Raw genomic sequence first — 18,143 nt, 5'->3', positions numbered from 1 at the left:
ATCGAAGGTAAATGGGCTGTTTTACCGAAGCGGTGGGTAGTCGAACGCACGTTCTCCTGGCTGGGTAACTTTCGCCGTTTATCAAAGGATTTCGAAATCCTGCCAGGCACTGCCGAAAATATGATTCGAATCGCCATGATGAAAATAACACTTGCAAAATGCGTCTAATGTTTTGCCAGACAGCTTCTGAGAGTTTGGCAAGTGTTCTCGCTGCCAGCTCAAAAAACGCTGCTGTAACTTACGTTTAGCTTCCTGTCCTCGTTTTTCCAAAAGCAAACGCATAGTTGCACGCATATCATCTAACGACTGGGTTGCAATCCAGTTATCGATGTCGGGATCAATATTATTGCGGACAGGTAAAGCTTGACTGACTGTGGCAGCAGCGGCCAGCCAATCTGGGTCGATCAACAAGAAGGTAGTCAATGCAGTCTGTGCAGGTGTGAGCGATTGAAGGCCTGGAGGAATCGGAGGTTCGAGATCATTCTGACCTATCTCCCCATTACATACCCGAGCCAGCCAACCCAAGTAAAGTGGACGTGTATCACCGCGCATTAGCTCATCGCGTATCGGAAGTAAGCTGGCCATCCACCCTGGACCGTCCTCTTGGCTCCAGAAGCGTTCGTAGCGCCCGGAATCGTCGTTAAAATTCCATTGGAGTATCCAATGGTCAGATGCTTGGGTAACGACAAAGGCCTCAACATAAAATGATTGCGCATCTGTTTGGGAGAGTGCAGTAAATTGCTTCAGAGTTTCCGCATCCAATGAAGAAATTGGTAAACGTAGCATCAAACAGCACGACCCCCAGTTAGCCGAATAGACGTGCGCATCGAAATAGCGTTGCATCCAATTCAGTGGGTCGCCTTTTAGATCGCCCCAGTGATACTCATTAATGAAGCTTGTGGCGGTAATTGTGGCACGCGATGAACGACTGCGCAGCTCGGCTTGTTGCTGGGAGGTAAGCGGCTGGTCGACAGCCATAAATTCGTAATACTGGTATTCGCTCATGAGTATATGCTTGCTTGAGATTAATTTGCCCGTTGTTAATTTTGTCTATAAGCAATTACGCGGATTTAAGTTTTAGCGACGAAGAAGTTATTGCTATTTTTTGGGGGGTAGTAGTTACATGAGATCTTCAAAAGAATTAAATAGTAAGTAGGGGGCACGATTTTTCTATTGCCGTCCGTCCGCTATTACCTTTAATCGTCATAGTGAAAACGACAAGCAATAATGACCAGTTCGGTATCAGTTGCTCGATATACCAATCGATTTGTCTCATCAATACGTCTGGACCAGTAGCCTGATAATTCGCCCCGTAGCGGCTCGGGTTTGCCGATTCCGGTAAATGGGTCACTTACGGCCGCATTGATCAGCAGATTTATCCGCTTGAGCGTCTTTTTGTCCTGCTTTTGCCAATACAAATAAGCTTCCCATGCATCGGGGACAAATCGAATGGCGCGCACCGTCAATCAATGGGGTGGAGTGAATGCTCTTGTGCTTGCCCGGCTTTGTCTTGTGCAATTGCCCGTGCCAACGCGGCTGCATTGGCAGGATGACTGGTCAGATGCAAGGTTTCCATAATGCTATTGTAGCTATCCAGTGACATGACTACTGCATCACCTTCTGCATCACGACGGCTGATGATGGTTACATCTGCATCACGAACAACATCGTCTAATATGGATTTTAGTGCGTTACGCGCATAGGAATAGGTTACAACTTTCATAACTGATATTTGTTTAACTTGGCCAATAAATTGTACAAGTGTAGCTGAAATAAATAACAAAGCAAATTAAGAAAAGAGCTATTTAAGAAAAGAGCTATTCCGGTTGCTTGTCCTGCCGGTCTTGAGATTGCTGTGCTTGCCAGTCTATAGCCAATAAATCATAAATATTGATCCATTCCCTTCCACTTTGAGCGCCAGGTCAGGATTGAAAACATAAGTCCGATTGAAGCGTGCCAATACGGAGTGATATGTGTTGTCAAATATGGAGTCCATATGCTTAACCCGAATATTTCATAAATTGGCACGTGCCAATTTATGAAATATTCGGGTTAAGCAGCAAGTAGATTTGCATAGTATCGCTGTGTAAATTCTGCTGGTGATAGGTAACCCAATTTTTCCTGTTTGCGCTGCCGGTTATAAAAGATCTCCACATCGGGGCCAGGTCGCGAATCAAGAAAATAAGAGCGACGATTGGGGGTTATTATTCGCAAGAACAAGAATTCTTGATTCTGGACCTAGACCCTTTCTGTGCTTTCTGTGGTATTCGTGCATTCGTGGTGAATGGCGTTGTTGATATGTTGGTCTGGTGCAGAGTTGAAGTTCAATAACCAAGGTCAGCAGCCCTCTGGGCTTGGCGAGATACAGCATTTTGTTATGAATGAGGGGGCTGAGAATCCGGTAAAGAAAATGTCTCGAATACTGAGATGGAGTAATCCAGGAAAAGCTCGATTTTTCGCTTGAGATCGGCAGACATCGTGATCCGCTTTGAACGCAGATCTTCCGGGTCCGGATGCTCGACGAGGAAGCCGTGATCGATTGCAATCTGAATATATTTGACAGCGGTGCGCTGACTAATGTGTGGCATGAGCCGATGCAGCTCGGACTTGTAAAAAGTATCATTGTGCCTCAGCCACATTTGTGTGAAGAGATCATAGTAGTTCAGGTCGTGGAAGAGTTCATCTCCCAGAACTTCCATCCAATAGTGATCTGTACAGTTAATTAGCTGAATGAACTGACGGCGCCTGGTGTTTGGGTATTTCTTGGGTTTGGCCAAGGTTTTGATTTTTGTTTGCATTTTCGGAATCCACTCCTGTTAGTTCGGTATAATTCTATCGCTTGATTGCATGTAAATTTGCATGCATAATTGCTTCTGTTTGGGTGTTTCTGTAATTCAAGAATTAGCTAAAAAGGAGGCTATCGATCATGATTCATAAAATAGAGAAAATCTGGCTTCGTTACAAGGGCAGCTTGCGTCCAACCATTTCGGTTCTGCTTTATTGTCAATTGGCTTATTTTGGTGGAGCAGCACTTATTCTATCCCTGAACCCAGTCTTTATGATTATTGGCACACTCGCGATGGCTCACGGCATGGTGATTGCCGCTTATATGATCCACGATTGTGGGCACAATACCCTATTCAAGTCGCCGCGTCATAATGCCATGCTGGGAAAGGCGTTAAATTGGCTTACTGGCAGTTGTTACGGAACTTACGAGGATTTGCGCGCTAATCACATGCAGCACCACGTGAATAACGTCGATGTCATAACGCTCGACTACAGAGGTTATCTCGCGCGCGCTCCAATTCAGCGCAAAATTGTGCAGGCATTGGAGTGGTTGTATATACCCGTTGTAGAATTTCTCATGCATGGAGCACTCATGCTTGCGCCGTTCCTTTTTAAGGACAAAAAGAACCAGCGGTTGCGAGTCACCGTGATAATCATGATCAGGTTCAGCTTGCTTCTCGCAGTGTTCCTCTATTCGCCAATGGCCTACATATGCTATGTCATCGCCTATACCATTTTCTTGACGATTTTGCGCTTCATGGATGCGCTTCAGCATAACTATGGCCTGATGCTGGCAACCGATCATCACTTCGACCTGGTAAAGCACAGGGGCGATCGGGATTATGAAGAGTCTCATACATTCAGCAACCTGATCTCAGTCAACCATCCGTGGCTAAATCTTCTTACGCTCAACTTCGGTTACCACAACGCCCATCATGCAAAGCCTACAGCTCCCTGGCACGAGCTGCCAAAGCTGCATAGAGAGCTGTATGGTGACCAGGGAGATTTCGTCATTCCGTTTGGTAAGCAGCTGTCGAGCTTCCATAAGGGGAGAGTGGCGCGAGTGTTCGGCGATGAGAGCGAGACGCGAGGGAGCCAGTTTGTACAACGTCTCCAAAACGGCTCCGCAGTAGGTACGAATGGCATATCTTTCTTAACCCCGCTGTAATCGAAAAGGGGAATGATATCAATCTTCTGAAGCAAGCATAGGGCGCAATTTTTATTGCGCCAAATTAAAAAAATACCGGTGCAATGCGCTTCGCTTATTGGCACCCTACAACTACTAAAAGATTAAGCGCGATACGATAGGTTTTAGTTATTGCAGTACCGGTTTTTCTATAGCCAATAAATCATAAATATTGATCCATTCTCCTTCCACTTTGAGTGCCAAACCAGGATTGAAAATATAGGTTCCACGCATGATGCGGTAAAACAATTTGCGGTTGTAGCGATCGTCCTTGTTGATTTCGTTCTTCGCCAGAATACTGGACAGATAAGCCCGTTGTTTGCGCCGTTCAGGCAAAATGCTGTAGGGAATGTGCTGCACTGCATCGATAAAATCCTGGCTGGAGAAACCGGCAGGCCGGTAAAACGTTTTTTTCGTCATTACGCGACAAGACAGGGAGATCATTAGATTGAGCATGAAGAACTCCATGGTGTGCTGGTCGAGTTTGATCAAATGACCGTCGACCTGAATGCTCATGCTGGTGGGTTCGAGCTGTTCGTAGATATCGGCCAATTTCTTTTTGGCGTAGCTTTCGTTGCGAGCCGTTTGCGCAAGCGCGATTTGAAACGCGATTAGACCGTTGCTGTCGACTTTTTCGGTATCGGCGCCCAGTTCAACCAGCGCCTTGATTACTTCGGTATTGCCCATCCAGGCAGCGACCATTAGCGGCGTTTGATTAAAAATATTGCGAAAATCCGGACCATATAGATCGACATGCTTGAGGACAGCGTCGGGTTTTTTAAAGCTGTAGGCGCTGTAGTGCTTTTGTTGGAGCATCTGCAAGCTTTTTTCAGGATATTGTGCGGCTTTGAATCCGGCGTTCTGCAAGCTATCTATGATGTCTTGGTTTTCATAAACCAGGCCGTATTCGAGCAGAGTCATTCTGGCGTTCTTGTCAGCATGGTCAAAGGCTTTCTGTTTTAGACCGATCAGTGTTGCGTTGCTGATGATTTGCCAGTCCGGTGTTCTTTGTTTGAGAATTTCATTGCGTATACGCTCAGCTTGTTCCTGCTTGCCCTGGAGTTCGAGTTTATGCGCTTCCAGGCGCCAGGCATCCAGACTGGATTGCTGGCTGGCAAGCTGCAGACTTTCCTGGGCGTTGCGCAACCCCAGCAGATCCAGCAACGGCTGCCTGGGGTTGCTTTCAATCCAGTACAGGTTTTTAACAGCCCTGGTCAGCGCAACATACAACGCATTGATATAAAACTTGTAGATCTCCAGCGATTTGTCGGTTTTATCCTTGGCGCGAGCATATTTAATGTCCTGATCCAGATCAGCAGGGCTGACACCCTTACTGATTTCACGATAGCGGCTTTCTTCCTGGCTCAGGAAGTTGTAGAGGATGATGTTCTCATATTCCAGCCCCTTGGCTTCCTGAATGGTAAATATCAGCGGGGTGCTGAAATGCTGTTGTGCTGCTGGTTTCTGCTCGGCTGTCATGACGATAATGGCGAACAGCGTAGAAGCTCTGGTTTTGCTGTCCAGTTCCTGGCGAACCGGGGCAGTATCCTGCAAAAATAACACTTCGCCCTGGTTGTGACCGTTGCTTTCAACCAGATAATGGCTTTCTTTGTCGATGGAGCCAAAGCGCTGGTTTTTAATTTTTAAAATCTTGTTGGCAATATCGGTAACTTGCGGTGAATTACGGTAGTTGGTGTTCAGAATCCGGATCAGTTCGTTGGATGGCTGAATATCATCCTGCCGATAAAACAGGCTTTTTACTTTCGACCAGGAAAAGAAGTTGGGATGAACAATCTGATTGGAGTCGCCGCACAGGATAAAATCCTGTGTTTGACGGAGTGATTTGATGATCAGATAGAGCTGTATATTGGTTAAATCTTGTACTTCATCAACTACGACAAAATCGTAGCGTGGTTGTGAGTGTTGCAGGTACTGATGACTGACGATATTGCTATCATAAAGGTGTTCTTTCTGTAAGAAAGCCAGGTATTTTTCAAATACGTCATATACCAGCTCGCGTTCTTCGCTCAGAAAGATAGATTCTTTCACGCCCAGATTCAGATAATCTGCACGGCTTAACCAGCTTTTATCGGTGGCGGGTCCAGTGATAACGCCGCGAAACTCCTCGAACAGTTTATGTGCATCTTTCAATGGCCCCTGACGATAGCGGCTAAACCACTGCTGAAAGGCCTGAAAGGTGACAGGTTTGCCTTCTGGCACGCGAATACTCTCGAGAAACTCCTGGAACGATAAAAAATCAATCTGCTGATCAGGGTTATCGTAATGATGAGCGTAATACAAATCGCGGGAATTCTTGACCAAATAGGCAGACTGGGTTACATACAGCACATCCCCTACCGCCTGTTTCATTTTTTCCAGCGTCAGCGCTGTCTTGCCGCTGCCAGCCGAACCGATCACAATAAGCGGCGGCTGCAAATCATAAATTGATTGTTGGCGGTCATCAAAAGAGATGATTTTGTCCAGCAGATTAAACGACGTATGGTTGGGATTAAGATAAAACAGCTGTTTTTCGCTGATTTCATCAGGTTTGAGTATGAGCGGAATGTTATCTTCATCAATATGGCTGACCTGACGTAGAAAACGCGAATCCTGGTAAGCATGATTTTTGATAAATTCCAGAATCAGCGCATAATTTTCTTCTTGGTAACGATAAACCGAGAACAGCAACCGGTCACGCTGATTAAGCTTGGCTCGATATAAATTATTGCCGACCTTTTTAACATCAGCCGATTTGAAGTTATCATCTTCCAGGTATTGTTGTAACTTGGCGAAACCCGGAATAGTTTTGGGGTTGAGCTCATTGTAAACAAGGATTTTCATAGAATGCTACAGATAATGGTTACGTGGTCGAAGTAGTTAAAAGAGGCAGAGTGTATAGGGAAAATCGTGAATCCAGATTCAAAGAACGACTTTTGTTGGGCGATGGGTGTAATTTACCGATACTCCAAAGAATACTTCATGAGAAGTTCTAAAGCCAAGAACTTTGAGAGATGGTCAGATGCAAGGCGCTTGGAGTACAGTAACCGAGGCATATCAAGTAAGATAGGCAAGGAGAGCGAGTGCCGCGTAATAGCACAGATGACCAACTGCCGCGGCTTTTCAGCAATCCGTTAAACGAGATCAGAGAAAGGGGTAATACATATCATGACGCACACACATGATCAAATTCTGCCGAAAGGTACGCAACTCGGTGTCTACGAAATTAAGGATACCTTAAAAATTGGCGCATTCGATATCACCTATCATGCCTGGAATCATCATCTTAAGGAGCGGGTCGATATCCAGGAGTATTTTCCTCACGATTTAGCCATGCGTGTAAATGATGGTCCTGGTGTTGAACCGAAATCTCTGGATGATAAAGAGAATTTCGAATACGGGTTAAAGGCATTCTTGGATCAGGCTGAGCGTCTCACACAGATCGAACACCCCAATATTGCCGTTGCTGAGAATGTGTTGCAGCTCAATGGAACGGCTTACCTGATTATGGCTCGTCAGGAAGGCGTATCGCTTTCTAAGGTAATCCAGCCTCCCGCTTCACTGGCTGAAACAGAATTAAAATTCATTCTGGTATCGGTTCTGAATGCGCTACAGAAAATCCATGAATACAAAATAGTGCATGGTGGTATCCAGCCGGCAGCGATTTTTCTGAGCAAGAATGGCGAACCGCTGCTGACTCATTTCGCTGCGGCACGCCTGGCGATTGCTGCGCGTACCTCTCAACTTGCCGATGAATTAGCTGCTGGCTATGCGCCCGTAGAACAATATGAACAGGCTAATCAGTCCAGTCCCGCCACTGATTTTTATGCGCTGGGCGCAACGATGTACTATTGTATGACGCATCGCCAACCCGATACCGCTCAGAGTCGGATCATGGCATTAAGCAGCGGCGAGCCCGATCCGATGACTTTACCCACCGACTCCGCAGGCACACCCTATACCGCGGAATGGTTGCAAGCAATCAATTGGATGCTGCGGCCTGACTATAACGATCGACCGCAATCAGCGGCGGAGATTCTGGCGCTGCTTAAACCAGAGTGTACCGGCGAGCAAGGCAAAGCTATTATTTTCCAGCAAAAAGCCACGGATGAGGCCGTGCGTAGCTCGGTAGACAGACATTCCATAGTGGCTGGTGTCATGGCTGGAATCATCGCATTGCTTGCTGTGGGCGTATGGTATGGTGAAAAAACTTCAGAATCATTAGATGATCAATCCGATACAGTTGCCGCGCAGCTTCCATCTGAGGATCGCACTGATGAAACCTTCACCATGCCAGAGGCGCCAGAGGACCTATCTGTTGCTTTGGCCATTACCCAATCAAGCCAGCCAGAAAGTGATCAGATATCCGAAAACATACCTTCTCCAGCAAGCACGCCGGTTTCTGAACCAATACCAGAGGATGTCACGATAACAACTGATCTGGAATCCGATAAAGACCTGCAGTTGGCCGCAACCGATTCTCCGCTACCTCAGCCTAAGTATCAGAATGTGTTAGATAAAACATTTGACGAGGTATTAATCAAATCGCACTTAGCGGCTGCTGAGAAAGCCATGAGAGCCGCGCGCTTTACTACACCGCAAAGAGATAGTGCCTTTAAATACTACCAAATGGTGCTTGCCATCGATCCAGGCAATGCGGACGCGCTTTCCGGGTTACAGAGAATAGTTGATCGTTATGTTCAATTTATCGCCAAAGCAAGCATTGAAGGCAGGCTCGATGAGGCCAGACTGTATCTGCAAAGGGCTGAGTCTGTCTTGCCAGATGATCCCAAACTACATCGCATTCGGGCAGAATTAGCGGTTGCTAAAGAGTAATTAATTGGATGCTCGATTTTTGATTTAAAAGTTAATAAGGGCAGATTCTCTGTCTGTCCCACAATGCTGCATTACCATAGAGTTTCCTGAATGAGTTGATAATCATCGGGTGGTGATTCAGTCTTGATTAACCTAATCAGGCCGCGTTTTGCAAACAGGTTAAGTGCACTTTCACTGAATGACTCAATCTGATGAATGCCAAAAGAAGATGCGCACATGGCCATCCAGATTTGTGTCATCACGGCATCTTTGCTGATACCTGGAAGCCGTTTGATCTTGAGGTTTGAGTAAGATAAGCCGGTTTAGCACACGCGTTATCAACCTTCCTGCTTTCCGTTACGTCGCAAACGCGGGAAGATTTCCTCTTAACCCGAATTTATGAAATATTCGGGTTAAATTAAGTCCAACTGGTAACTTCATCGTACTTTTCCCCAATGCATAATGCGACCAGGGAAAAGCCTGAGTGACAGATCAATGAATAAAACATTCAGGGCATAAAGCGGATTCTTAAAACGAAAAGTCATGTTTAGGGGCATGCCTGATCGCCTGTCAATAAAGATTACTCTTACGTGTTTGTACGTATTTTTTTAACCAGCATATTTCGATAATCTATTAAAGCATCATAGCGTAATAGAGAAAGTGTTTGTTTTTCCTCTACCTTCGTTCTTTCGGCATCTTCCTGCACCCGGTGAGCGTGCAGGATGTCAGATCACTGGTTGACAAAATTAAAAAGAGGAGGGTTTTCAGATGAATACTGCAACTCAAAAAATACTACTGTTGGCGTTGTTGACCACGTTGCTGTCTGCCTGCACCTCGAATGATATCTATCGCAGCAGATTCAGTAGCTGTGTAGTGACACCGCAGGAGTCGTGTGAATCTCATGCCATTCAGTATCACAACAGGGCTACCGATCAGGAATATTTGCTCGGTTTTGTCGAGATGGATGATCAAGGGCAACTCCGTGACCGGGCGCAGATGCAGGCACTGCTTGACGAGCTTTACATCATGGCGGCCAGCCAGAGTTTGCTGATCAATGTTTTTGTTCATGGCTGGCATCACGACGCCAAGCAGGGCGATGCTAATGTGGAGAATTTCAAGGCCAGCCTGGCAGAGCTGAGTCAGGTTGAAAGTAACCTGCACCTGCATAAAACACCCCGCAAGGTGGTGGGAGTCTATGTCGGCTGGCGCGGGGAATCGATTGGCGTGCCCTTGCTGAACAACGTCACTTTCTGGGAGCGCAAGAATACGGCGCATGAGGTGGGGTATCTTGGCATGACCGAGCTGCTATTACGGCTGGAGGAGATCAGCAACGTCAAAAACACTCAGGAGCCGCCGGTGAAGAGCCGTCTGGTAGTGGTGGGTCATAGTTTTGGCGGCGCAGCGGTCTATAGCGCTACCGCCCAGATTCTTGCCAACCGTTTTGTCGACAGCCTCACCGGTAAAAACTATGTCGGTACCGCAAAGGGGTTCGGGGATCTCGTGGTTCTGCTCAATCCTGCTTTCGAAGCGCTTAAGTATGCGCCACTCTATGATTTAGCCCAGGCCCGTTGCAGCTATTTCGAAGATCAGCCTCCGCGTCTGGTGATACTGACTTCCGAGGCTGACTATGCCACCAAATATTTCTTTCCTATTGGCCGGGTCTTCTCCACCTTTTTCGAGACCCACGGCATAATCGAACGCAACGACTGCGAGCGGCCGCTCACCTACAGCGAAGGTGCAGCAGATCGCCACACGGTTGGTCACTTTGAACCGTTGCAGAGCCATGAATTACTTCCTGCCAGCAACGAAAGGGAGGCGCCTTACCACACGGTCAAAAATATCTGGTTGCAGCAGCAACCAGGAGGCACGATGCAGTTTGGTAGCACTGAACTGGTGAGTTTGGACCGGACCGTTATCCGCAATCCTTACCTTAATGTGAAGGTTGATAAACAGTTGATCAAGGATCATAACGATGTGTTCCGTTTCGAGATCATGGAGTTTCTGCGCATGTTAATTGTCTTGTCCACTGGAGAGTAAAGCTTCGCCTGAACCGTTGTAAGCCGCCGTATCAAACTGGCATCATCATCCAGCCGAGGCTGCTCGCGCTGCAGACGGCCAGCTGGGAAATTGCTTGCACCTCTATTTGACGAACTGGAGTATGCCTTAACGTCATTTCACAACACGGCGCAGATGCGTCCAACCACGATTGTTGAAGACATCGACAGACACTAAGAGGTTTTCGAAGTCGTTATTCAAGAGTTGATTGAATAACGAAGATTGACTGTGATCGGTTTCGGGTAACAAGAAGCGGGGGATCGCATGTCATCCTATTTTTCTTGGATCGTCTTTACCCATAGCCCGAATATTTCATAAATTCGCGTTAGTTCTATCAATGCCAGAACCGATATTCTTCTTGATTGCTTGATCCCATACCATGGGATACTCAATTTTCGATAAGCTATCTATCCAGTTAACTGGATAGAATTCTTCAGTTCATGATCCAAATTGTATGAACTCATGATGTTCTCAGTAAATACGCTTACTATGTGGGTGTAACCGATTATTTTAGGAAGGAGATTGAATTCAACATGTCCAACGTTACGGATCTGATCACTTATAGTATTGGCACTATCCTGGGATTAATCATCGTAGGCGCTGTGGTCACGCTATTTATTCGCGACATCACTCAGAAACAGCACGCGATATTGCGCAATTATCCTATCATTGGTCGATTGCGCTATTTTTTCGAGACCCAGGGAAAGTATTTTCGGCAATATTTCTTTTCCGGTGATCGAGCTGAAATGCCTTTCAATCGTGCTACCCGGTCTTGGGTGTATAAAAATGCCAAGAATGAGGGGAATATCGTTGGCTTTGGGTCGACTTATGATTTGCGGGAACCCGGGGCGATCATTTTCGTCAATGCGGCTTTTCCTATTCTGGAAGAAGATCAGTTACCAACGCCCTCACTGTTGATCGGTGAAGGTTATTGCCAGCACCCTTTTGAAGCCAAATCGATCATTAATATCAGTGGCATGAGCTATGGCGCCATTTCCGCACCGGCGGTGCGTGCCTTGTCACTGGGTGCGGCCAAGGCCGGGTGCTGGTTCAATACCGGAGAGGGTGGGCTTTCACCCTATCATCAGGAAGGCGGGTGCGATGTGATCATGCAAATCGGTACCGCCAAATATGGCATTCGGGATGAACACGGTAATTTTTCCCCTGCGCGTGCCAAAGAAATTGCGCCACTCGTCAAGGCTTTTGAAATCAAGCTTTCCCAGGGCGCCAAACCTGGCAAGGGAGGGGTGCTACTTGGCCTCAAGGTACACCCTGAGATTGCGGCTATTCGCGGTATTCCCGCTTTTCAGGATTCTATCAGCCCTAATCGTCATCGTGATATTGGCAACATTGATGAGCTGCTCGATAAAATTGCCTATATCCGCGATTTAACTGGTCGTCCGGTAGGTGTCAAGGTAGCTATTGGCGGCTGGCGTTTTATCAATGAGCTTTGCGATACCATTCATCGGCGCGGGTTGGAGTACGCGCCTGATTTTCTGACCATCGATGGTGGAGAAGGTGGCAGCGGCGCCGCGCCCCAAACCCTCGTCGATCATGCGGCTCTGCCGATTGCAGAGGCGTTGCCGCGCGTGGTGGATGCACTCATTGAATCCGATTTGAAGAAACGGATACGTGTCATTGCGGCAGGTAAACTGGTCACCTCGGCGCATGGTGCGTGGGCATTATGCGTCGGTGCGGATTTTGTCAACTCGGCACGCGGTTTTATGTTTTCGTTGGGCTGCATTCAGGCGATGCGCTGCCACTTGAATACTTGTCCAACAGGCGTCACCACGCATAATCCACGGTTGCAACATGGCCTGGTCGTTGGGGAAAAATACCTGCGTGTTGCCAATTATGCGATGAATGTTAATAAGGAAATTGGCATGATCGCGCATTCCTGCGGACTCAGGCATGCGCGTGAGTTCCGGCGTGAACATGTGCGAATCGTAGAAACCGCAGGAAAGAGCATCGCATTGAATATGCTGTATCCTTATCCTGAAGTGCGTAGGGAGTTTAATAAAGAAGTTCTCAAGGGTTAAGGGTTGAAATTTCGGCCTGTTCCCATATAGTAAGGTCAATCCACATTCTCATCAGGAGCTTTTATGCGTCTCGATAAACTTACTACAAAATTCCAGCAGGCATTGGGCGAAGCGCAAAGCATGGCGCTGGGCAAGGATCATCCGTACATTGAACCCCAGCATTTGTTGCTTGCGCTACTGCAACAAGATGATGGCGGAACCTCTTCGTTGCTGCAACGCTCAGGTGTTAACGTTGGTCCGCTGCGCGAGGCGCTGACGAAAAGTATTGAACGTATGCCCAAAGTTGAAGGAGCGGGCGGAGAAATCAATATCTCGCGTGACCTTAATAATCTGCTCAATTTAACCGATAAGGAAGCACAAAAACGTGGCGATCAGTTTATTGCCTCGGAAATGTTCCTGCTTGCGGCGCTCGGGGATAAGGGCGAGACCGGACAACTACTGAAGCAACATGGTGCTGACCGTAATGCTTTGGAACAGGCGATCAAATCAGTGCGGGGTGGCGAGAATGTGTCTAGTGCAGAAGCGGAAGGCAGCCGTGAAGCACTGAAAAAATATACCCTTGATCTAACCGAACGCGCACGCATGGGCAAGCTGGATCCCGTGATCGGACGGGATGATGAAATTCGGCGAACCATTCAGGTATTGCAGCGGCGTACCAAGAATAATCCGGTGCTGATTGGTGAACCGGGAGTAGGCAAAACCGCTATCGTAGAAGGATTGGCTCAGCGCATCGTTAACGGGGAAGTACCTGATACGTTGAAAAATAAGCGCGTATTGTCACTCGATATGGCGGCATTGCTGGCGGGTGCGAAATATCGGGGTGAATTTGAAGAGCGGCTGAAAGCAGTCCTCAAGGAACTGGCCCAAGATGAGGGCCGTACCATCGTATTCATTGATGAGCTGCATACCATGGTAGGCGCGGGAAAGGCCGAAGGTGCTATGGATGCGGGCAATATGCTCAAACCGGCGCTGGCCAGAGGAGAACTGCACTGTGTCGGGGCGACCACCTTGGATGAATATCGCAAGTATGTCGAAAAGGATGCGGCATTAGAGCGCCGTTTCCAGAAAGTGCTGGTTGATGAGCCATCGGTTGAGGCGACCATTGCCATCTTGCGCGGCTTGCAAGAGCGGTACGAGCTCCATCATGGCGTGGACATTACCGATCCTGCTATTGTGGCAGCTGCAGAGTTGTCTCATCGGTACATTACCGATCGTTTTCTGCCAGATAAAGCCATCGATTTGATTGATGAGGCGGCTGCACGCATTCGCATGGAGCGGGATTCCAAACCTGAAGTAATGGATAAGCTTGATCGTCGGCTGATTCAGCTCAAGATCGAACGTGAGGCGATGAAAAAAGAGAAAGATGAAGCCTCGCATAGACGCCTTGCGCTGCTGGAAGAAGAGATTAAGAAACTTGAGCGGGAGTACGCCGATCTTGAAGAAATTCTCAAGGCAGAAAAATCACGTGCGCAAGGCTCGCAACAGATCAAGGAAGAATTGGAAAAGCTCAGAAAAGAAGTGGAAGCCGCGACGCGCAAAGGAGACTGGCAAAAGGTCTCTGAATTGCAATACGGCCGTATTCCTCAGCTGGAAGCGCAGCTTGCTGAGCAAATCCAGCAGGCCGAGGCTACAGTTCAAGTTAAAGATGCAAATAAACCGAAATTGTTCCGTACTCAGGTAGGTGCTGAGGAAATTGCCGAGGTGGTTTCCCGTGCAACAGGCATACCCGTGGCCAAGATGATGCAAGGTGAACGCGAGAAGCTGTTGTTAATGGAGCAAAAATTGCACGAACGGGTGGTGGGGCAAGATGAGGCGGCACGCTTGGTATCGGATGCCATCCGTCGGTCACGTTCAGGATTGTCTGATCCCAATCGACCCTATGGTTCTTTTTTGTTTCTGGGACCCACTGGTGTTGGTAAAACAGAATTATGCAAGGCATTGGCTGCATTCTTGTTTGATTCCGAAGAGCACTTGATTCGTGTCGATATGTCGGAGTTCATGGAAAAGCATTCGGTGGCACGTTTGATAGGTGCTCCTCCGGGTTATGTCGGTTATGAGGAGGGCGGCTATCTTACTGAAATGGTGCGAAGAAAACCTTACTCGGTGATTCTGCTCGATGAGGTGGAAAAAGCCCATCCAGATGTATTTAATGTTTTACTGCAGGTGCTTGATGATGGCCGCATGACAGACGGGCAGGGGCGTACGGTGGATTTTAAAAACACGGTGATTGTCATGACTTCCAATCTGGGTTCGCAAATGATTCAGCAAATGAGCGGAGATGATTACCAAGTCATCAAGCTTGCAGTGATGGGAGAAGTCAAGGCGTATTTTCGCCCTGAATTTATTAACCGGATTGATGAAGTGGTTGTATTTCACGCGTTGGATGAAAGGCATATTAAATCGATTGCCCAGATTCAATTACGGAACCTGGAAGCGCGATTGGCGAAAATGGAAATCAAGCTCGAAGTCTCTGATGCTGCCTTAGCGGAGCTTGCGCAGGCTGGCTTTGATCCTGTGTTCGGTGCGCGCCCATTGAAACGCGCTATCCAATCACAAATCGAGAATCCGCTCGCGAAAGAGCTGTTGCAAGGCCATTTTTCCGCTAAAGATACGATCAGGGTGGATTGTGTAAATAGCGTTCTGACATTTTCCAAGTCTGCATGAGTTTATAAAAGAAAGCTAAGCGGTAATTCATGTGATAGATAGTTTCAGGTAGAATATTGTTTTTTTATAAGTAGATCCTACTATGTTGAAAGGTAGTCTGGTCGCGATTGTTACACCCATGTTTGAGGATGGCGCTCTGGATCTGGCAAGATTTTGTGCGCTGATCGATTTTCATATTGCGCAAAAAACAGATGGTATCGTGATCGTCGGCACGACGGGTGAATCTCCTACAGTGGATTTTGATGAGCACAATTTGCTGATACGAACTGCGGTATCACATGCTGCCGGCCGGATACCGATCATCGCTGGTACGGGTGCAAATTCCACCAGAGAAGCCATAGATCTGACCATTTATGCCAAAGATGCGGGTGCAGATGCTTGTTTGTCTGTGGTTCCCTACTATAACAAGCCCACTCAAGAAGGACTTTATCAGCATTTCAAGGCGGTGGCAGAAGCAGTTGATATTCCGACGATTTTGTATAACGTGCCCGGTAGAACGGTTGCTGATATTTCCAACGATACCGTTCTTCGACTCGCACAAATTCCTAATATCATTGGAATAAAAGATGCGACAGGTAACATTGCGCGTGGTTGTGATTTATTACATCGTGTACCCCTGGATTTTTGCGTATATAGCGGGGATGACGCAAGTGCGCTTGCGCTGCTGCTGTTAGGAGGTCATGGCGTCATTTCAGTGACTGCAAATGTTGCGCCGAAATTAATGCACGAAATGTGTACCGCAGCATTTGCAGGAGAATTGATTACTGCTCGTACCATTAACAATAAACTGCTCAAGCTGCATATGGATTTATTCATCGAAGCGAACCCAATCCCAGTAAAGTGGGCTGTTACCCAAATGGGTTTGATAGGGTCGGGCATTCGCTTACCTCTAACACCGCTCTCAAATCAATTCCATCAATTGATCAGAGATGCCATGAAACAAGCTGAGGTTCTGATTTAAAGGTTTGTGATGTCGAGAACAAAACACCAAAGAACAATCATATTAAGTATAGTATGGGTGTTGATGGTTTCTGGTTGTAATTTATTGCCTGAGAGTAAAAAAATAGATTATAAATCGGCGGGTAAAATACCCCCATTGGAAATACCGCCTGATCTGACGGCACCATCAACAGATAATCGTTATGCTGTACCTGATATGCCTTCTTCAGGAAGCGCAACATTTTCTACCTATAACAAAGAACGTGAGGAGCAACCGCGAACCTACGGTAACGCTATATTGCCGGTAGCAAAAGATGCCGCTTATATTGCTAGATCGGGTACCCAACGGTGGCTAGTGATTCATCAAGCTCCCGAAGATGTTTGGCCAATAGTCAAAGAGTTCTGGCAGGATTTAGGATTCTTAATCAAGGTTGAAGCGCCTGATGTGGGAATTATGGAGACGGACTGGGCTGAGAATCGTGCAAAAATTCCACAGGATATCATTCGTAGCGTTCTTTCGACTTTTCTCGATAGCTTGTACTCAACTTCGGAGCGTGACAAATTTCGTACGCGACTAGAACGAAGCGAGTCAGGCGCAACCGAAATTTATATCAGTCATCGGGGTATGGATGAAGTGCTTGCGGACAGAAGTACACAACGTACTATTTGGCAACCACGTCCTGCTGATCCTGATTTGGAGGCTGAAATGCTTGCGCGGTTGATGATGCGCTTTGGTGCGGAAGAAGGACTTGCCAGACAAGAAGTGGCTGCTGCAACCAATGGCGTCGCTGTCGTTAAAGAGCAGGCTTATATGGATAAAGCAAGAGGGGGAGTGCTAATCATTAGTGAAACATTTGATCGGGCATGGCGTCGAGTAGGATTGGCGCTTGATCGTGTGGGTTTTACTGTTGAAGATCGAGATAGATCAAGTGGGGTTTATTTTGTTCGTTATGCTGATCCTGATTTCGAAAGCCGAAAGGCTGGTGAAGGCGAAGGGATACTTTCGAAACTCGCTTTCTGGCGAAGTGATACTAACTCAAAAGCGGAACGATATCGTATTCAGGTAAGTGAAGTCGGTGCCAACAGCGAGGTTAAAGTGCTTAATCAGGATGGTATATCTCAAGAATCGGGGGCAACTAATCGAATTCTTGGTTTATTGTATGAGCAGCTTAAGTAGCCTATAGCCGAGATAGTGTGAATGAAGTAAGCAGAGTTGGCTGATGCGAGGAGCGCCGGAAATAAAAAAACCGCCTGGCTAGGCGGTTTTTTATAGCTTTACGACTATAATTTGGATTATTAATGACCGCCAATTGGACGTCCATCATCTCCTTCTTTCAGGCAATTTCCGTTAGCATCTAATCCATGAGGACAATCTAACTTTTCACCGCGCATGATTTTCTCGTAGTTTGCTTTTTCTTGTTCAGGTAATGCTTGGCTTGGTCTGCCACATCCTGTCAATGCTAGGGCTGCTAAAACGGCGGCGATCAGAAAAAATCTCATTATATTGATTCCTTATTAAAATTTGTAACTAAAAACAACTTGTGACAGATTCAGTATATAACGAAAATACTTAATTGCTCAAGCATCAGTTTACAAAATTTTTACAACTCTCGAAGGCATTCAGGGATGAAGCAAATGATGTCTTTCCGAATTAGCAAAGA

Annotated in this window: 13 protein-coding genes and 1 pseudogene; 8 read left to right on the top strand and 6 right to left on the bottom strand. The window is 47.0% G+C overall.

Annotation, left to right across the window (positions count from 1 at the left end; translation table 11 throughout):
• A partial coding sequence (locus BLP80_RS08460) for a transposase (RefSeq protein ID WP_143002210.1) occupies nt 1-168 on the top strand: 168 nt, incomplete at its 5' end.
• Nucleotides 169-1,196: 1,028 nt separating this feature from the next.
• On the opposite strand, the gene BLP80_RS08450 is transcribed toward BLP80_RS08460, so the two are convergent.
• From BLP80_RS08450 to BLP80_RS08440, 3 genes are all read right to left on the bottom strand, one after another.
• On the bottom strand, nt 1,197-1,460 hold the full coding sequence (locus BLP80_RS08450; RefSeq protein WP_090542245.1) for a Txe/YoeB family addiction module toxin: 264 nt from the start codon (nt 1,458-1,460) through the stop codon (nt 1,197-1,199).
• Between the two features lie 2 nt (nt 1,461-1,462).
• The gene (locus BLP80_RS08445; RefSeq protein WP_090542244.1) at nt 1,463-1,723 is read right to left on the bottom strand and encodes a type II toxin-antitoxin system Phd/YefM family antitoxin; all 261 of its coding nucleotides are present in this window, start codon (nt 1,721-1,723) and stop codon (nt 1,463-1,465) included.
• 652 nt (nt 1,724-2,375) lie between these two features.
• On the bottom strand, nt 2,376-2,798 hold the full coding sequence (locus BLP80_RS08440; RefSeq protein ID WP_256325018.1) for a MarR family transcriptional regulator: 423 nt from the start codon (nt 2,796-2,798) through the stop codon (nt 2,376-2,378).
• A 128-nt stretch (nt 2,799-2,926) separates the two neighbouring features.
• On the opposite strand from BLP80_RS08440, the gene BLP80_RS08435 reads away from it, so the two are divergent.
• Nucleotides 2,927-3,955 (top strand): fatty acid desaturase family protein, encoded by a 1,029-nt coding sequence (locus BLP80_RS08435; RefSeq protein ID WP_090542242.1) that lies wholly within the window; start codon nt 2,927-2,929, stop codon nt 3,953-3,955.
• A gap of 147 nt (nt 3,956-4,102) precedes the next feature.
• Here BLP80_RS08435 and BLP80_RS08430 read toward each other — a convergent pair whose 3' ends face one another.
• Nucleotides 4,103-6,814 (bottom strand): UvrD-helicase domain-containing protein, encoded by a 2,712-nt coding sequence (locus BLP80_RS08430; RefSeq protein WP_143002259.1) that lies wholly within the window; start codon nt 6,812-6,814, stop codon nt 4,103-4,105.
• A gap of 324 nt (nt 6,815-7,138) precedes the next feature.
• Here BLP80_RS08430 and BLP80_RS08425 point away from each other — a divergent pair, with 324 nt between their 5' ends.
• The gene (locus BLP80_RS08425) at nt 7,139-8,806 is read left to right on the top strand and encodes a protein kinase domain-containing protein (protein WP_090542240.1); all 1,668 of its coding nucleotides are present in this window, start codon (nt 7,139-7,141) and stop codon (nt 8,804-8,806) included.
• A 157-nt stretch (nt 8,807-8,963) separates the two neighbouring features.
• Here BLP80_RS08425 and BLP80_RS16655 read toward each other — a convergent pair.
• Nucleotides 8,964-9,090, bottom strand: a pseudogene (locus tag BLP80_RS16655) (IS4 family transposase); the annotation flags it as partial.
• A gap of 463 nt (nt 9,091-9,553) precedes the next feature.
• On the opposite strand from BLP80_RS16655, the gene BLP80_RS08420 reads away from it, so the two are divergent.
• The 5 genes from BLP80_RS08420 to bamC all read left to right on the top strand — a co-directional run bounded on the left by BLP80_RS08420 (nt 9,554) and on the right by bamC (nt 17,659).
• Nucleotides 9,554-10,822: an esterase gene (locus BLP80_RS08420; protein WP_090542238.1), complete on the top strand. Its 1,269-nt coding sequence runs from the start codon at nt 9,554-9,556 to the stop codon at nt 10,820-10,822.
• A 551-nt stretch (nt 10,823-11,373) separates the two neighbouring features.
• On the top strand, nt 11,374-12,879 hold the full coding sequence (locus tag BLP80_RS08415; protein ID WP_090542236.1) for an FMN-binding glutamate synthase family protein: 1,506 nt from the start codon (nt 11,374-11,376) through the stop codon (nt 12,877-12,879).
• 63 nt (nt 12,880-12,942) lie between these two features.
• A complete protein-coding gene (clpB, locus tag BLP80_RS08410) occupies nt 12,943-15,543 on the top strand; it encodes an ATP-dependent chaperone ClpB (RefSeq protein ID WP_090542235.1) in 2,601 nt (866 codons plus the stop codon).
• Between the two features lie 82 nt (nt 15,544-15,625).
• Nucleotides 15,626-16,504, top strand: coding sequence for a 4-hydroxy-tetrahydrodipicolinate synthase (gene dapA, locus BLP80_RS08405; RefSeq protein WP_090542233.1), 879 nt, complete (start codon nt 15,626-15,628; stop codon nt 16,502-16,504).
• Nucleotides 16,505-16,513: 9 nt separating this feature from the next.
• Nucleotides 16,514-17,659, top strand: coding sequence for an outer membrane protein assembly factor BamC (bamC, locus tag BLP80_RS08400; RefSeq protein ID WP_090542231.1), 1,146 nt, complete (start codon nt 16,514-16,516; stop codon nt 17,657-17,659).
• A 119-nt stretch (nt 17,660-17,778) separates the two neighbouring features.
• Here bamC and BLP80_RS08395 read toward each other — a convergent pair whose 3' ends face one another.
• Nucleotides 17,779-17,982 carry a hypothetical protein gene (locus BLP80_RS08395; protein WP_090542230.1) on the bottom strand — a complete coding sequence of 68 codons (204 nt, stop codon included), beginning with the start codon at nt 17,980-17,982 and terminating at the stop codon, nt 17,779-17,781.
• Nucleotides 17,983-18,143: the final 161 nt, after the last annotated feature.

The sequence above is a fragment of the Nitrosomonas sp. Nm132 genome, assembly GCF_900100485.1.
Lineage (GTDB): Bacteria > Pseudomonadota > Gammaproteobacteria > Burkholderiales > Nitrosomonadaceae > Nitrosomonas.
This window is presented reverse-complemented; position numbering and strand designations above follow the sequence as displayed.